Here is a 15,360-nt window from a genome sequence, read left to right as displayed (position 1 = left end):
AAGAAATGATGTTAATCCATCTTTCCAGCTAATAATTGCTGCTGGGAGGCAAATTGCCGGTACAGTTCATGGCGTTCAAATAGTTCCTCATGTGTTCCAATGCCAGTAATGCGTCCTTTTTCAATGAAGACAATTTGATCCGCATCCACGATTGTAGATAAACGGTGCGCTATCACAAATGTTGTTCTGTTTTGCATTAAGTTTTGCAAAGCACGTTGTACATAGATTTCTGAGCTGCTATCCAAACTCGATGTTGCTTCATCCAGCATTAGTATTTGCGGGTCACGCAAAAGCGCCCTGGCTATTGCAATTCGCTGGCGCTGTCCTCCCGATAGTTTAACACCACGCTCGCCCACTTTAGTTTCGAAGCCATCCGGAAGCTCCTCAATAAATTGTTTTGCATAAGCCATTTCTGAAACGCGTTTTAGTTCATCCTGGGGTATTTCCCGTTCCAGCCCATAACAGATATTCTCTCGAATGGTACCAGACAACAAAGCCGTTTCCTGTGCCACATAGCCAATTTGGCGGCGCCAGTCTTGCAGCTTAAAATGTCCAATAGGGTCTGCACCCAATCGAATCACGCCGCTTGTAGGCTCATAATAGCGTTCCAATAAACCAAACAACGTCGATTTTCCGCCGCCGCTTGGCCCGGCAATGGCGGTTACTTTACCCGCTGGTGCTGTGAAGCTGAGGCTGTGTAAAACTTCCTCTGCTTGATAAGCAAAGCTCACCTCATCAATGTGCAAATCACCGTCAACGCGTGTGATTGGTTTTCCTTTCTCCGCATCTTCCGTCTCTTCACCAAGGACATCGTAAATACGCTCTGTTGCTCCCATTGCCTTTTGCAAATGTGTGAAGAACATCGAAAGCTGTGTCATTGGCATGATGATCTGGAACAAGTACAAAATAAATGCGACCATATCTCCCGCCGATAAAGCGCCTGAAGCAACTCGAACACCGCCATAACCGATGATTGTCACAAGAAGCAGCATCATAATAAACAGCATAAGAGGAGATAACAGCGCCTGGATTTTTGCTTCCTTCAAGCCATAAGTGAATAAAGTACGGATGCCTTTATTGCCGCGTTCCTGCTCTACATGCTCTGCATTGGAAGCTTTGACGAGTTTCATTTCCGGAAGTACTTGGTTGAGTACTGCCGTGAATTTAGCTGTTTCTTCCTGCATCATCTTCGATACACGGTACATTTGGCGTCCCAGCACCATAATAATAATGATTGCCACAGGAACAGCCAGCAGCATGACAATTGTCATTTTCCAATCTAAAATAAGCAAAATAATAATCGATCCAACAATCGAAATAATACCAGTAACGAAACTAGTAAGATGTTCGGTAATTAACTCTTTTACGATAGCTGTATCATTTGTAACACGGCTGAGCGTTTCACCTGTATCGTTATTATGATGAAAACGAACCGGCAAACGAAGCAGTTTATCCCATAATTTCTCTCGCAGTTTGGCCACTACATGATGCCCGACTTTAGCGAGCAGATAAATGGATAATCCGCTTGCGAGAGCTTGTAGCACAAACGCAGTAACCAAAATAGCTATCTGGCCGCCAGTAAACGACTGTCCGGAAAATCCATCAACAAGTCTTTTTGTAAACAACGGAACGGCAAACCCAACACCTGTCGTCAGTAAACTCATGACAAGCGCCGAAATGATAATTCCACGCGGCGGATTCGTCCCTTTTACTAACGCAAGAAATAAACGCCAATCAAATTTTCTATTTTCTACTCGGTTTTGTTCCATTTTGTCCCCCTAAGTTCTGCTATATATCTATCTTCTGCAAACAGTATGGCGTAACCTTCATGTGCATTTGTCACGAAATACTCCTTCCCTTTCCTCAAAAAGGACAAGTCCTCCGGGAGCGCTGGCTGCTGCCAGTGAAAGATGCTTTCGGCTGCCCGCAGCAGCACGCTTTGGGATTCTTTACATAGATGGTATTCGTAATTCGGCACCGACACATGGGAATCGAATAGATTTGCTCTTGTACCATTTGTATGTACAATCTCTTTTAAATATGGTTCTAGGTCCGCTAATATACCGCGCAGCGTTCCACTCGGTTTTCCCATCATACGTTTTGGCAGCACAGCAAAGGTAAATGTATCGCAAACGTCACATAATCTGTTAACCAAAGGCTTATACGCTTCCGCATTTAGGTCTGTTTCCATTATTTCATACATAGTATCCCTCCATTAAAATAGGAGTCCTCACACCGAGAACTCCTTATACTAAGGATAGAAATTTTTCTTCTGAGATGATGCGCAGCGGTCGTCCGCTCTCAATCATGCGCTCTGCTTGTACAAGCTTACTCGTTTTCTTGCCGTTGGCGAATTTCTCATAATCTCTCGCACCAACGATCACATAACGTGTTGATGCATCCATCTTGTCTGTATGCACGCCGCCAACATTGACCAGTCTTTGTATAGCATCTTTTCGCTTCATGCTTTTCATCGTACCCGTGAACATAACTTGCTTCCGATAAAATGGATGCGATGGGTCAAATTGATCTGTCTGCGGTTTAATATCGCCATAACGCGATCTGCTGCCCGAGGAACTTGTATCATGAATACTTTTCCGCTTTACTTTTAAAGCTTGCGTCAAATCTTCAATCGTCTGGACACCGCAATCTGCCATCGCATGGAGGAAGATATTTGCTGCCACACAAGCATCTTCCATTGCATTATGATGCTGGAACGTAATCTCCTTACTAGCAGCTAGCGTATTCAGACGATGATTTTCCATATCCGGCCATACTTTTTTCCCGATAATCCGTGTGCATAAATAGTCAAAGTCCGGCATCTCCAATCCAAAGCGCGCAACTGCTTTCCGGATAACACCCATATCAAAACTCGCATTATGTGCAATCACCACATTACCAGCCAAGTAGCTGCTCAATGTGGGCCAGATTTCTTTGAACGTTGGCGCATCTTCTACATCACGGGGTAAAATGCCGTGCACTTGGATATTCTGACTTTCAAACTCCATCAGCGGATTGATCAAGGTATACCATTCATCAATCACACCAGTCTCATCCGCAACCGCCACTCCGACTGAACAAGCACTCGACCAATACCGATTCGCCGTCTCAAAATCTATACTTACAAACCGCACTAACTCGTCCTCCACATACTCTATTAGTAAGACAATTATAGCATAGCAGCCGATAGATTCTTGCGTTGCGTGCTTGAGAAAAAATATTGCCAAGAGAGGAAGGAAGCGCTATAATATCCTTGTGACGAATCAATTACATACGGGGCATTAGCTCAGCTGGGAGAGCGCTTCGCTGGCAGCGAAGAGGTCAGCGGTTCGAGCCCGCTATGCTCCATCATAATATTGATGTGGTGCGGTTCCGAAGGATTTCTATGAAGTCTTTCACTCAACTTTTGAGCGCATTACTACGTTAAATCAACACTCTTTCTTCTGCAAAATTGTAGAATCGAAGGAGTGTTATTTTTATGTCTTTTAATTATTACGAAGAAAAATCAAAAATCTCTAAACGTGCGCCACACAAACGAAAGACCGAAAAAGTTGTAAATAGGGAAACATTGAAAAAGCTGAAGGATAAGTTACAAACAGCAGCGTTGATGTTAGCTGTACTATCCATGATTGCGTGTATGATAGGAATATTCATTGTAACTGCATTTCCTGATCCCAAAGATGGACTTACAGAAGAAGAGCGAGAATTGATTAAAGAAAAGCAGGAACAACGTGCTGAACGATACGCTGAATGAGAATAAAAAAGCGCATTACAAAAAGGTAGCCTACTTATCGAGGCCACTGAAAAACTAGCTCTTTCGTTTTTTCAACGTAAGAAATGATAAAGAAAAGGGGCTCTGTCCGTTCAATTCTGAACGGACAGAGCCTCTTTTCCTTGGTTTTATTCTTTTTGTTCGTTTATCAACTTCATTATTCTTTTTATGTTTACTGTGAATATCGCCATTGCTCCTTGCATTTCCATGCCAATTAGACCCGAGGAAGATGCCACATCATACCCGTGTCTATGTTTCAATTCACTATTTTTCGCCTCAATTTTGTATCGTTCTTCTGCTTTTTCACGAAATTCGGCACTTTCCTGAAAAGCTGCCTGTTCTTGATGCTCAGTGGATTTAATGGTTACGGAGTAAGTCTTCGACTTCGCTCCTTCTTTATAACACCCTTCACGAAGAGGACAGACCTTGCACTTCTCTATGTCGAAAAAATAAGTATGGCTTTGATTAAATGACTTACTTCCAGTGCGCGCTTTCCGAACAGCCAGGTGTCCAGCTTTACACACATACATACCGGCATCCTTATTAAATTCAAACTCATCCTCTTTTTGACGTGCTCCATGAGTAATTTGAGGGTGAAGTTTTGAAATCAATTCTAATCCATGTTGACTTGCGTATTGTATATTCCCTTTTTCGGAATACGCAGTATCTCCGATAACGCTCTTGACTTTCATATCTGTACTTTGCGATTTTTCAATAAGCGTCTGTAGATATTTCCCATCGCTCTTTTCTCCAGTAGTGACAACCGCAGCTGTAATCAATCGTTCTTCACTCATGGCTATGTGTGTTTTGTATCCAAAGAAAGAAGTATCGGCCGATTTATGCCCTTTTCGGGCATCCGGATCGTCGGAGGAAGGCAGGTGCTCTTCGTGATCTTCCTCTAGTTCTTTTAAGTAATTCAGCTTTTCTTTCACTTTCGGATAGGTGGATACAGCTTTTTCTGAATCTAACACGTCAATAAGTTGCTTATTGTATTGAAGTTCATCAGCTAAATTCTCAGTAACGTTTTTAGAAGGGAATTTTTCTTTCAAACGCTCATCCACTTGGTAAACAGCTTTACGCAACAGCTTAGATTTCTCCCTCAGAAATTCAACCGGTGATTTCTCATTAAAGCGCGCTTTTGTATGAGTGGCATCAACAATGATGGAATGACTCGCAATAAGCTCTTTTTCCAGAGCTAACTCCACTGTTTTCTGAATCAACATATCCAGTAACTGTGTATCCTTTAGCCGTAACTTCCGGAACTTAGTTAATGTACTCAAATGAATAACTGCGTCTTCTGGAGCCATCTTTAAAAAATATTTAAAGGACATATCGTATTTTGAGCGCTCGACAACATCTACATCAGACAAATCGAAGATTGTCTTGAGTAAGAGGTGGATAGGCTACACTTGATTGGACAGTTTCGTTAAGGGGCGTTAAACTTTACGAAATATACAGTCGAGGAGAACAGAAAATGACAAAACGAAATCGTCGTACTTTTACAGAAGAATTCAAGAAACAAATTGTGCAGCTTTATGAAGCGGGGAACGAATTACAGGGAATAAATATGTATTCCACAGTTCATCAAATGGCAAATATGTTCCTCCTAGCAATTAGAATATAATAAGTATATTATACCAAAAATATCTGAATTGAAATCTGCATTTGCATCACTCTACAATCCATTTTAGTTCTTTCTAGTATTCTCCTATTGACTACCCCATCAGCGTGTATTTGGCAAGTGTACATTGCAAAATAAAAGTACATAGTCTTGCAATGTCGAAAAGTATTAGCAACTTTATATGGAGAGGTGGGCATGCTAGACTAAATGGCAAGCCAAGCCCTTTATATACTGGCTTCTTGGCTTACAGAGCTTGCCCACAGAGGCTCCATGTCAAGTTGCGGATCTCTGCACTTGCAGTTGCAATATTGTGTATTTTCATTTTGCAAAATACAGCAAGTAGAAAATGCACTGTTTGGCACTTAAAAATGTAGCGCTTGCCAACCTAATTTTATTGTTGCTGATTCATTATGGAATCCTTGTGACGAAAACTATCTCGATTAAACACGATTAGATGAGAGTAGTGTATTAGGCGATCAATAAAAGCTTCTGTTAAGATAGGATCGCCAAATACATGATTCCATTGTCCAAACTGTAGATTTGTCGTTATGATAATGCTTCTCTTCTCATAACACAGATTTAGTACTTGGAAGAGTAATTCTGCACCTTGTTTATGAAGAGGTACATAGCCAAGCTCATCTAGGATGAGAAGGTCCAGATTCTCAATCTGCTTGAATAATTTGCTTAAAGTTCCTTTTTCATTTGCTTCTAATTAAAATATTTACTAACTGAGCTATAGTATTAAAATCGTACTTTTTTCCTTTTTGCCGAACTACGTTCCACCCGACTGTTGCTGCTAAAAAGGTCTTGCCGACGCCAACACCGCCATACAAAATCAGATTTTCTTTTCTTTCCAAAAACTCTCCATCAACGATATCTTTCTTTGTTAGTCCGCCACTCATAGAATTCCCTGCCACTCCATTTCTCTGCCGAATATATCTGGCAGATAAGACTGTCGTATAAGCAGATTGAGTTTTCTGTCTTCTCGTTGTTGTATTTCTCTCTCGAAGAGAGTAAGCAGGAATTCCTCGTTTGTTGTTGCATCTATTTCATGAAAATGCTCTCTAATCCAACTCAGCTTGTGACGTTTGGCATATTCCTCAATCAACTGCTTCATTTGTCATTCTCCTCTGAATTTGGCTTCATTAGTTGATCATAATGGGCCAGTCCTCTCGTTGGAGGAGAAGTTGCCGGTACATTAATTGACAGGGAAATAGTCTCTCGTATACCTCGTCCATTCAACAGTTGATAATAAACATGTTTAATTGTTTCGACGGAAGGATGACTATGCTGAGATGCCAGTTTTAAAGCTTCGACAGATACATGGAAGTCTTGATCCTTCAGAAGCACTGCTAACAGCTGTAATCCATTTCTTTTCTCTTCGGATGTGCAGTTTTCAAAGAAATCTTTCCACTCGTCTGGCAACTGATCGTAGAAGGTACTGTATTTTAAAGCAGTAGGACGTCTTGCCATTAATGTTAAATATGGCTGCCAATCCATTGACTTCGTCTCTTCACCGTAAAGTCTTGGATGCTGTACAATTAGTTCATTCTTCTCGTTCAATATGGTAACGGTATCAAATGATATTCTGGCGGTTACAAGTTCTCCAGCGAAGCGGGGAGAAGTAGAATATTGCATGGTATCTACACGAACAAATCTGTATTTGTTGGCTCGCAACTGCTCATATCTCACGCATTCAAATGCTTTACCTGGTAGCTGAAGAAAATGATTCTTATCTTCCAAATATAATTTGGCAATCATTTTGCCTTTCTCGTAATGTAATCTTTCCCGGTCCCTTTGGCACCAGTTCCATATCTTATAGTTTAAGTCTGCTAATTTCTCGTACGGGACTTCCGGTAGTAAAAAGTTGTTTCGTATATATTTGACCATTGCTTCGACATGACCTTTTTCATTTCCGCTTTCAGGATTGCAAAATTCAGATTGAAATCCGTAATGAGCTACAAAGCGGGAGAATTACTCGGTTAATTGCCGTTCCCCGTTTGGCAGTATCTTTTTCACCGCAGGTGAAACATTATCAAAGCGTATCGTATGCGGGACACTGCCCAAATGGGCAAACATATCAGCCACCCAGGCGTCCTTGAATTTGTTCAGGAGACCAGGTACGCTTCAACTTTTCTTCAATTGTTAGTCTGAGTTCTTTTGTGAATTTCCCCCGAGGAAAGCTGGATTCTCTCCGGATTCGATAAGCCTGATCAGCAGCTTCCGCTGTATAGCTGCTTTGGGAGTTGCGATTTAACTCTCTTGAAATAGAAGCATGATGCCTTCCCATTTCTTTTGCGATGCGACGCGCAGACCAGCCTAGCTTGTGTAGTGTTTCTAGTTTTCCACGTTCAAATGTAGTAAGATGTGTATAGCTCATGTTTTCCTCCGTTAAGGTTAGGTGTGGTAACTTCATCTTACACGAGGAAACATGGGCTTTTCTATTGTTTAACGTGTGTCGCACTTAATATTACAATTCATCAAATTAAAAAAGCAACCTGTACCCAAGAAGGGTAAGGTTGCCACCGTAGCTTGCATGAACAAGCTTCTCAAGTGTATTTATTCCATGGTCAAGAATAATACACAGTACGATTACTCATACACGGTCTCTATGGACCACTAATAGCTATATTGTATCACGAAATCCCCTCGTTTTAAAAATAAATATAACGAGGGTTATTTCCCATACCCAAAAATAGATATAATGTGAAATTATAATTTTAAACACTTGACTAATCGTAGGAATATGAGGCTGGGACAAAACCCGGTGAAGTAAATAAATGAAATAGGCAGGCATCTCCGAGAATCGGAGATGCCTGCCTATTTTATACGTGCATTTACTTGTTTATAGAAGCAAAAAAAGGACCCCTCTGATAGAATTAAGTTACCACACCAAACACAAAAGAGGAGGACCCTTATGTTTAAACATTATACCATGAATGAAGTTGTTTTACCGCTAGATATGGAAAGAAAATTACCTGAACATGACATTGCTTTCACTGTAAAACCGTTGGTGGAAAGTATCCCTGATGAAGCCTTTGACGGTTTCCTTCGAGATACCGGGCATCCTGCTTACCATCCTCGTATGATGATGAAAGTGATTTTGTGTGCTTATACGCAATCGGTCTTTTCTGGTCGTAAAATTGAAGCGTTACTTCGAGATAGTGTAAGGATGATGTGGCTGGCGCAAGGTTATGAACCGAGCTATCGCACCATCAATCGTTTCCGGGTGAACCCACATGTCAAAGAGCTGTTAAGGCAGTGTTTTGTCCAGTTTCGTTGCCAGCTTGTCGAGGATAAGCTGATTGAAGAAGAAGCCATTTTCATCGATGGTACGAAGATTGAAGCTAACGCCAATAAGTTTACATTTGTTTGGCGCAAGTCCATCGAGAAATATAGTGCACAATTGGTGGAAAAATCGAACCAGAGATACGAGGAATTATTAGAAAAAGAAATCATCCCATCCATCGAACGAGAAGATTCGGATAGCTTATCAGCCCAAGAAATGATGCAGGTTGTAGAAGGATTGGACGACAAGGTGCAGGAATATGACCGAAAAATTAACGCAAGTGACGATGTAACAGAACGCAAACATCTCCGCGCTGAGCGTAAAGTGCCAAAACAATATCGGAAGCAGTTTGAAGATTTCGCCAAGCGAACGCAAAAATATCAAACTGACATGATTATCTTGGAAGACAGAAACAGCTACTCCAAAACGGATAAGGATGCCACTTTCATGTGTATGAAAGATGACCATATGAGAAATGGCCAGCTTAAACAAGGCTACAATGTACAGGTGGCAACCGAGGGGCTGTATGCCCTTGCATATGATGTGTTCCCGAATCCTACGGATACGAGAACATTTCCTTTCATGGATAAGATTGAACAAGATTTCTTTTCCCTACCCAATTATATTGTCGCCGATGCCGGTTATGGCAGTGAACCGAATTACAACGATATCGTGGAAAGTCGGAATCGCATCCCTCTTATTACGTATAATCAGTATCGGAAAGAGAAACAAAAGAAATACAAGCAAGACCCTTTCAACGTTAATAATTGGGAATATAACGCGAAAGATGACAGCTTCATATGTTCCAACAACCAAAATCTCCCTTTCAGCCACCTCTCAGATAAACAGGATAAATATGGATTCAACCGAACATATCGTGTATATGAATGTGAGGACTGTACGGCTTGCCCACTGCGCGCCCAGTGTACAAAAGCGAGAGAAGGCAACAACCGGAGAATCTTATACAACGAAAGATGGGAACAACAAAAAGCGTACACGAAACAGCTGCTTTCCGATAAGGAAACAGGCAAGATCTATGGCAGACGCAAAATAGATGTAGAACCAGTCTTCGGATTTCTGAAGGCTAATTTGTGCTTCACTCGATTCTCCGTAAGGGAAAAAGAGAAAGTAGAAAACGAATTAGGATACGCCTTTATAGCGGTGAACTTGAGGAAGTACACCGCCCGGCAGGTAAACTATCTCTTCAATTTAAAGAATGAACAAACAAAAAAAAAATCTCCATCACCAAATACCGGTGACGGAGATCTTTTTTCAATGCATTTGGCTAGTTATGTCCCAGCCTATGATTATCACGTTAATTAAAAAAATGCGTTTTTCAATGATTGAAGAAACATTCAAGCAGACTTACAATCATTAAAATAACGTATGTCCATGTGCTTTTTCAGTTCACAAAAAAAGCTGCGTAAATAAAATAATCGCTACTCTCAGATACCAAATATAACTCATTTATGATCTATATATAACTAGGATTCTTAATGAGGCCTTGCTAGATAAACAGCAAAAAGAATGAGAATGATTCCTAGCACTAGGAAAAACTTGTACAAAAAATTCCGTTTTCTACGAGAAGCACCAAGAATGGTGAAGAATATGCCAAGTACGAATGACATGATCATTGTATAGAATCCCATTTTATTCATTCCTTTCGAGAGTAATTATTCGTTCATGACGATTGGCTACATCTAAATCATGAGTCACTGTAATAACAGTAGTATTAAATTCTTTATTCATATCAAAAAGTAGATTGATAATTTTTTCTTTATTTTCTAAGTCTAAAGACGCAGTTGGTTCATCTGATAAAATTATTTGGGGATTCATAATTACAGCCCTAGCAAAAACAGCTCTAGATCGTTGGCCACCAGAACAATCAAGTGGTTTTTTTTTCAAAATGGGCTCAATCCCAATTTTATTAATAATTCGTTTAAAGTGATCTTGGACAGTTAGGTCTTTTTCAATGTTAGCATACATAAGCGGCAATTTAATATTATCCTCTATGGTCAGAGAATTAATTAGTGAGGACTCCTGAAGAACAAAACCAATTTTTTTATTGCGCCACTCAGCTAGTTTATTTCGTGATAAATCCTTAACAGATGAATCAAAAAGCTTATAGCTCCCTTGATATTGTGAATCAAGTAGACCAATAATATTAAGTAAAGAAGTTTTTCCAACTCCAGACTCCCCTATAATAGAAAGTCTTTCGCCAGGTTCAACCTCCAAATCAAAATTATTTAAGATAGAAAAACCTTTCTTCTTGAATGTCTTTTTCTGGATTTCTAGTTTAATTATACTATTCATTGTAACACCCCTACGGAGATTGGAATACTTTTAATTTTTCTTATCGTAAGTTCAACAATTATAAATCCAATAATGAGATCTATAAAAAGAACAATCAGTAAAGCTATCCAATCCATACTTATTAAGCCAAATATTCCGTAAGTAGCAAAAGTTGGGTCTTTGCTTAACCAATAGCCGTATCTATTGAAAGCGGTTATTGCAAATAATATGGCTAGAATAATAGAAAACAATATTCCAAAATAACTATAAAAAATCACTCTTAGTTTTGAATAACTTAATCCAACTAATAAATTGATTGTAAAATCTTTTCTCATTAATCGAATACTCACCAAAGTATTCCAGATAGCTAGACAAACAATGATTATGAGTAAAATAAAGGTGATAGTACAGATAATCATTAATGAATTGACATAATAATCTTCAAAGTAAGTAAAGTTTTCTTGTTGATTAAAAAAGTTAAACTCCAAATCTAGATTTTCCTGGATATGTTCTTTTAAAATCATTGCTTTCTCTTTTGTCGAATCAAGAAGCACAATGTCCATCAAACCATTAACGTGGAGATCAAGACCCGCACTTTGAATAAATTCTTTATTAACAGGTAGAAAAATCGAAAAATTAAAATAAGTCTTTGAATTGGGAGCATAAAAATTAGAACGATGCGTATTATCCTCCAAGACTCCTTGAACTTTTAAATTTACTTGTTGTTGGGTGACAGGGTCCGTAATATCAATATTTGACCCAATAGGATATGTTTTGGCCAGACCTGCACCTACCAAAACAGGTATTTCTTCTTTATTAAATTTATAATTGAAGTTTAAGTGGCTTCCTTGAGATAATTTAAATTGGTTAATCTTATAAGCCTCTTCATTGATATAATTGAAAGGAACATTCATCTTGTGGCTATTATGTAATGAAGTAACAAAACCATCGACTTGCAGAGCATATGTATAATTGTTATTTAAATATTCATATACTTTTTGCGTTTCATCTTTTTTAATTTTAGCAAAATCAGGATTACTATTTGGGTCTAGATTAGAAATAAAAGTTCCTTCTTGATTCAGATTTTCTATTTCTTGATAACCTTGAAAGGTTGAAACAACTGAACGAGCAGTAGTAAAAGAAAGATAATTGGCTAAAAAAAGTAACATTATCATACCCAAAGCAAGTATCCATCTTTTTAAAAGTATTCTAACTATAAAAAAACGTAAAATTCTCATTCTTTTTCCACCTTACCTGCACTAATTAATATATATATAATAAAAATAAAAACTAAGTAAAGATTGCTGGTTACATTCAGCTTTAAATAGAAGTTTAATAGGAGTGATAGTAAAAAGCTAAAAACTAATATAGCTAGACTATTCAAAATATATCGGAATATAATATTTACCATTGTATCTCCTACAAGTATTCGGCAGGATATTTCTGTTTTTCTACGATTTAAAAATTGATAGTGAAATACTATAATGATAAATGTAAGTAAAATATTTATTATTAGCCGATAATCTATAATACTTTTTAAGAAAGACATTAAAATATAAGAACCTTCTAAATTCAAAGTTTGTACATAAATAAATATTAAGTTTGAAGAAAAACAGATTAGATAGCTAACAAACACCTCAAAAACGTCGATATATCTAAATAATGAATATCTCAATAGTATCACCTTTTAATAATTATCATTCTACGTATTTATTCATAATTAAATAATGCGGTAACTTATAAGATTTAAAAGTAAAATTCGGGCCTTGTAGGAAAATGCCTATTAGGCCCGAACCATTTCTTATAATTCATTGATAATTGAATCTCATAGATACTTTATTAAATATATTGAGAGAGTATTCAATAAATTTACACTATAAAAATTATTTTCTTTAATTACGGCCCCAATTAAATTTCGTAGTATACTTGTCTCCCCATCTTAAATCGTCCCAAACAGAACCTGTTACTTTGCCATTATAAGCTGTCTTACTTAGTAGAGTTCTACCATTTCGTGAATATTTAAACCAAGTAGAATTATAAGGCGATTTAGAGTAATTCCAAGCGGCACCATTGTATCTAATTTGGAAAGATTCTTGAGAAGAAGCTCCACTAGCAGAGTTTCCGAATGATGCTGCATCCGCTGTACTACTTGCACCTAATCCAATTGTGCCAACTACCAACATCGAGCAAATAAACTGTTTAGTTTTCTTTTTCATAGTACGTCCCTACTTTCTATTAATTTTTACTACAAATATAAACTAACATATACTTCATTAAAATACAATTAATTGGTAAAAAAATAAAAAATTTACAGGAAAAATTAATATTATAACGTAAATGGTTTAGGATTGCCCCCCCCCCCAAGCATCTGATTGTAAACGCATTAGTATTCTCTCTTGATACTATCCAGATTAAGTACCCCTTCATATAATAATTGTATTTTGTTTATAACTAATTAAAATATTATAAAGAAAAGTCCCCTTGCTTCATGCGAGAGAACTTTAACATCTACTAATTTACTAATCTACTATTCAAAAGTATCCCACACAAACGGCACCATCAATGCAACCATAATTGTTCCGAACTTCCATCGGTAGCTCCACTCTTTATGTGACTGCCTCTCTTTTTTATACCAATACACACACATATAGATGAATGATGGATTGTCAACACAAAACTAGACAATTTAATTAAGGTGTCTTTCTCTGAATTCTACTGGACTAAAATAGCCTAATTTTCCGTGGATCCGGATGTGATTGTACCAATGGACATAATCAAATAAAGCCAGGTCCAGCTGCTTCTGGCTCTCGAATTTTTGTCCATAAATAAATTCTGTCTTCATCACTTTGTATGTAGCTTCTGCTACCGCATTGTCATAAGGGCAACCTTTCATACTTAAAGACCGATCAATATTGAATGACTCCAATAACTCTTCAATTGCCGTGTTCTTGAATTCGTTGCCATGATCTGTGTGGAAAAGGGCAATATCTTCGAGATTGCCTTCAATGGAAGCGAAGGCCTTTTGCACTAAAACAGCGTCTTTTCTCGGGTCGGAGCTATAACCAATGATTTCACGGTTATACAAATCTAATATCGTACAAATGTAATGCCATTTTGTGTGAACACGCACATAAGTCAAATCACTTACAACTACTTTTCGGATTTGTTCGGCTCAAATTGCCGGTCTAGTGTATTACTTTGTTCCGATTCATTTACCGTCTTTTTTGTCGGCTTGAATTGTGCTACCGTGTACTTCGAGACAAGCCCTTGTTCCTTCATAATTCGCCCGATTTTTCGACGGGAGACGGTATGCCCTTTTTTGTGTAGTTCGTGCTTTATTTTCCTTGTACCGTAATTCTGTCGGCACTGGTGAAAAATAGCTGTAATCAAGTTCGTAACCTCATCATCTTTCACTGTATCTTTCTCTTTCGCTTCATAATAAAACGTGCTTTTTGCTAGTTTTAGGACGGCGCACATTGCTGATACCGAGTATTTGTGTTGGTTTTGCCGAATCACATTTACTTTCGTCCCATGATCAGCGCTGCTTGCTTTAAAATGTCATTCTCCAGGGCTAACTGTTTGACCTCTTTGCGAAGCCGAAGCAATTCTTGTTCCTCAGGGGACCGATTGTCCGCCTCTTTAAATGAACCGGACTGCTTATATTGGCTGACCCAGCGATCAAAAGAAGAGGCTGTCAGTTCGTATTCCCGGACTTCCTCGTATTCTGTCTAGTCCTAGGTTACCACATCCGTCTCCCTGTTAATATATCCCTTTTATTTATAAATCCCATGCTCCTTAATATACCGATAACAACTCTCCGGCAACAAATACCTTGGCTCCCCTTCCATTGCGAATTCATCGCGAATATAAGAAGAGCTGATTTCCATTGCCAAACCTTTATCAATAAGATGAAAAGTGTGTCCGTCGTCATGATTGCGCAAGAGCGGGGAATGGCTGATAACTTTTAGCATATCGATGTCGTTGCGGGCCATGACAATAAAGCGGTTGTCGCGGACGACCTCTTCGCTGTTGTACCATTTTCCTGCACCGATATCTTCCAGCAGGTCAGCTCCCATAATAAAGTAAATTTCATCGTCAGGATAAAGCGCACTAAAATGAGCTAGGGTCTTCTCAGTATACACATCCCATGCTTCCTGCTCCATTTCATAGTTGTTCGCTTCATACAATTCATTATCTTGGATTGCCATATTGACCATGTTCCAGCGGTGTTCGTCCGTCGTATGCAACTGTTTGTCTTTTCGCTTGCTGGAGCATGGCAGGAATATAACTTTATCCAGTTTGCAGCGATGTGCAACCGTGCTGGCGGTCCATAAGTGTACGTTGGTAACTGGATCGAAGGAGGAGCCATAGATACCTATTCTCATG

The 15,360-nt window shown here is 38.7% G+C and carries 11 protein-coding genes, 1 tRNA gene and 4 pseudogenes; 4 read left to right on the top strand and 12 right to left on the bottom strand.

What is annotated here, in order from left to right; translation table 11 throughout:
* Positions 1 to 11: 11 nt before the first annotated feature.
* The 3 genes from KS242_RS04665 to KS242_RS04655 are packed head-to-tail and all read right to left on the bottom strand — an operon-like array spanning position 12 to position 3,134.
* Positions 12 to 1,769 (bottom strand): ABC transporter ATP-binding protein, encoded by a 1,758-nt coding sequence (locus KS242_RS04665; protein ID WP_217323236.1) that lies wholly within the window; start codon positions 1,767 to 1,769, stop codon positions 12 to 14.
* Positions 1,751 to 2,203, bottom strand: a complete 453-nt coding sequence (locus KS242_RS04660) for a hypothetical protein (protein WP_217323235.1) — start codon at positions 2,201 to 2,203, stop codon at positions 1,751 to 1,753. The genes KS242_RS04665 and KS242_RS04660 overlap by 19 nt, the downstream gene beginning before the upstream one ends.
* Positions 2,204 to 2,246: 43 nt before the next feature.
* Complete coding sequence (locus tag KS242_RS04655) at positions 2,247 to 3,134, bottom strand: exonuclease domain-containing protein (protein WP_217323234.1); 888 nt, start codon at positions 3,132 to 3,134, stop codon at positions 2,247 to 2,249.
* 141 nt (positions 3,135 to 3,275) lie between these two features.
* On the opposite strand from KS242_RS04655, the gene KS242_RS04650 reads away from it, so the two are divergent.
* A tRNA-Ala gene (locus KS242_RS04650) sits at positions 3,276 to 3,348 on the top strand.
* Positions 3,349 to 3,478: 130 nt separating this feature from the next.
* Positions 3,479 to 3,754 (top strand): hypothetical protein, encoded by a 276-nt coding sequence (locus KS242_RS04645; protein WP_217323233.1) that lies wholly within the window; start codon positions 3,479 to 3,481, stop codon positions 3,752 to 3,754.
* A gap of 146 nt (positions 3,755 to 3,900) precedes the next feature.
* On the opposite strand, the pseudogene KS242_RS04640 reads toward KS242_RS04645, so the two are convergent.
* Positions 3,901 to 5,169 (bottom strand): annotated as a pseudogene (locus KS242_RS04640) (IS1182 family transposase); the annotation flags it as partial.
* 77 nt (positions 5,170 to 5,246) lie between these two features.
* Between KS242_RS04640 and KS242_RS04635 the strand changes: the two are divergent.
* Positions 5,247 to 5,396 (top strand): transposase, encoded by a 150-nt coding sequence (locus tag KS242_RS04635; protein WP_217323232.1) that lies wholly within the window; start codon positions 5,247 to 5,249, stop codon positions 5,394 to 5,396.
* Positions 5,397 to 5,784: 388 nt separating this feature from the next.
* Here the strand turns inward: KS242_RS04635 and istB are convergent.
* The 3 genes and pseudogenes from istB to KS242_RS18295 form a co-directional block, all read right to left on the bottom strand.
* Positions 5,785 to 6,510, bottom strand: a pseudogene (gene istB / locus KS242_RS04630) (IS21-like element helper ATPase IstB).
* On the bottom strand, positions 6,507 to 7,154 hold the full coding sequence (locus tag KS242_RS04625; RefSeq protein ID WP_217323231.1) for a Mu transposase domain-containing protein: 648 nt from the start codon (positions 7,152 to 7,154) through the stop codon (positions 6,507 to 6,509). Before KS242_RS04625 ends, istB begins: the two are co-directional and overlap by 4 nt.
* A gap of 483 nt (positions 7,155 to 7,637) precedes the next feature.
* Positions 7,638 to 7,773: pseudogene (locus tag KS242_RS18295) on the bottom strand (helix-turn-helix domain-containing protein); the annotation flags it as partial.
* 537 nt (positions 7,774 to 8,310) lie between these two features.
* Here KS242_RS18295 and KS242_RS04615 point away from each other — a divergent pair.
* On the top strand, positions 8,311 to 10,005 hold the full coding sequence (locus KS242_RS04615; RefSeq protein WP_254391814.1) for an IS1182 family transposase: 1,695 nt from the start codon (positions 8,311 to 8,313) through the stop codon (positions 10,003 to 10,005).
* A 327-nt stretch (positions 10,006 to 10,332) separates the two neighbouring features.
* Here KS242_RS04615 and KS242_RS04610 read toward each other — a convergent pair whose 3' ends face one another.
* The 5 genes and pseudogenes from KS242_RS04610 to nadD form a co-directional block, all read right to left on the bottom strand.
* A complete protein-coding gene (locus KS242_RS04610; RefSeq protein ID WP_217323229.1) occupies positions 10,333 to 10,995 on the bottom strand; it encodes an ABC transporter ATP-binding protein in 663 nt (220 codons plus the stop codon).
* Positions 10,992 to 12,212, bottom strand: coding sequence for an ABC transporter permease family protein (locus tag KS242_RS04605; protein WP_217323228.1), 1,221 nt, complete (start codon positions 12,210 to 12,212; stop codon positions 10,992 to 10,994). Before KS242_RS04605 ends, KS242_RS04610 begins: the two co-directional genes overlap by 4 nt.
* A gap of 654 nt (positions 12,213 to 12,866) precedes the next feature.
* The gene (locus KS242_RS04600; protein WP_217323227.1) at positions 12,867 to 13,190 is read right to left on the bottom strand and encodes a hypothetical protein; all 324 of its coding nucleotides are present in this window, start codon (positions 13,188 to 13,190) and stop codon (positions 12,867 to 12,869) included.
* Positions 13,191 to 13,660: 470 nt separating this feature from the next.
* Positions 13,661 to 14,693: pseudogene (locus tag KS242_RS18045) on the bottom strand (IS3 family transposase); the annotation flags it as partial.
* 54 nt (positions 14,694 to 14,747) lie between these two features.
* The gene (gene nadD / locus KS242_RS04585) at positions 14,748 to 15,359 is read right to left on the bottom strand and encodes a nicotinate (nicotinamide) nucleotide adenylyltransferase (protein WP_217323224.1); all 612 of its coding nucleotides are present in this window, start codon (positions 15,357 to 15,359) and stop codon (positions 14,748 to 14,750) included.
* Position 15,360: the final 1 nt, after the last annotated feature.

The organism is Terribacillus sp. DMT04, from assembly GCF_019056395.1.
GTDB lineage: Bacteria > Bacillota > Bacilli > Bacillales > Amphibacillaceae > Terribacillus > Terribacillus aidingensis_A.
Note: the sequence above shows the minus strand (reverse complement) of the source record. Positions and strands in the feature narration are given on the sequence as shown.

Bases quoted from the DNA above. Each gene is read 5' to 3' on its own strand.
- KS242_RS04665 (WP_217323236.1), bottom strand. From the start codon at position 1,769: ATGGAACAAAACCGAGTAGAAAATAGAAAATTTGATTGGCGTTTATTT.
- KS242_RS04660 (WP_217323235.1), bottom strand. From the start codon at position 2,203: ATGTATGAAATAATGGAAACAGACCTAAATGCGGAAGCGTATAAGCCT.
- KS242_RS04645 (WP_217323233.1), top strand. From the start codon at position 3,479: ATGTCTTTTAATTATTACGAAGAAAAATCAAAAATCTCTAAACGTGCG.
- KS242_RS04635 (WP_217323232.1), top strand. From the start codon at position 5,247: ATGACAAAACGAAATCGTCGTACTTTTACAGAAGAATTCAAGAAACAA.
- KS242_RS04625 (WP_217323231.1), bottom strand. From the start codon at position 7,154: ATGATTGCCAAATTATATTTGGAAGATAAGAATCATTTTCTTCAGCTA.
- KS242_RS04615 (WP_254391814.1), top strand. From the start codon at position 8,311: ATGTTTAAACATTATACCATGAATGAAGTTGTTTTACCGCTAGATATG.
- KS242_RS04610 (WP_217323229.1), bottom strand. From the start codon at position 10,995: ATGAATAGTATAATTAAACTAGAAATCCAGAAAAAGACATTCAAGAAG.
- KS242_RS04605 (WP_217323228.1), bottom strand. From the start codon at position 12,212: ATGAGAATTTTACGTTTTTTTATAGTTAGAATACTTTTAAAAAGATGG.
- KS242_RS04600 (WP_217323227.1), bottom strand. From the start codon at position 13,190: ATGAAAAAGAAAACTAAACAGTTTATTTGCTCGATGTTGGTAGTTGGC.
- nadD (WP_217323224.1), bottom strand. From the start codon at position 15,359: ATGAGAATAGGTATCTATGGCTCCTCCTTCGATCCAGTTACCAACGTA.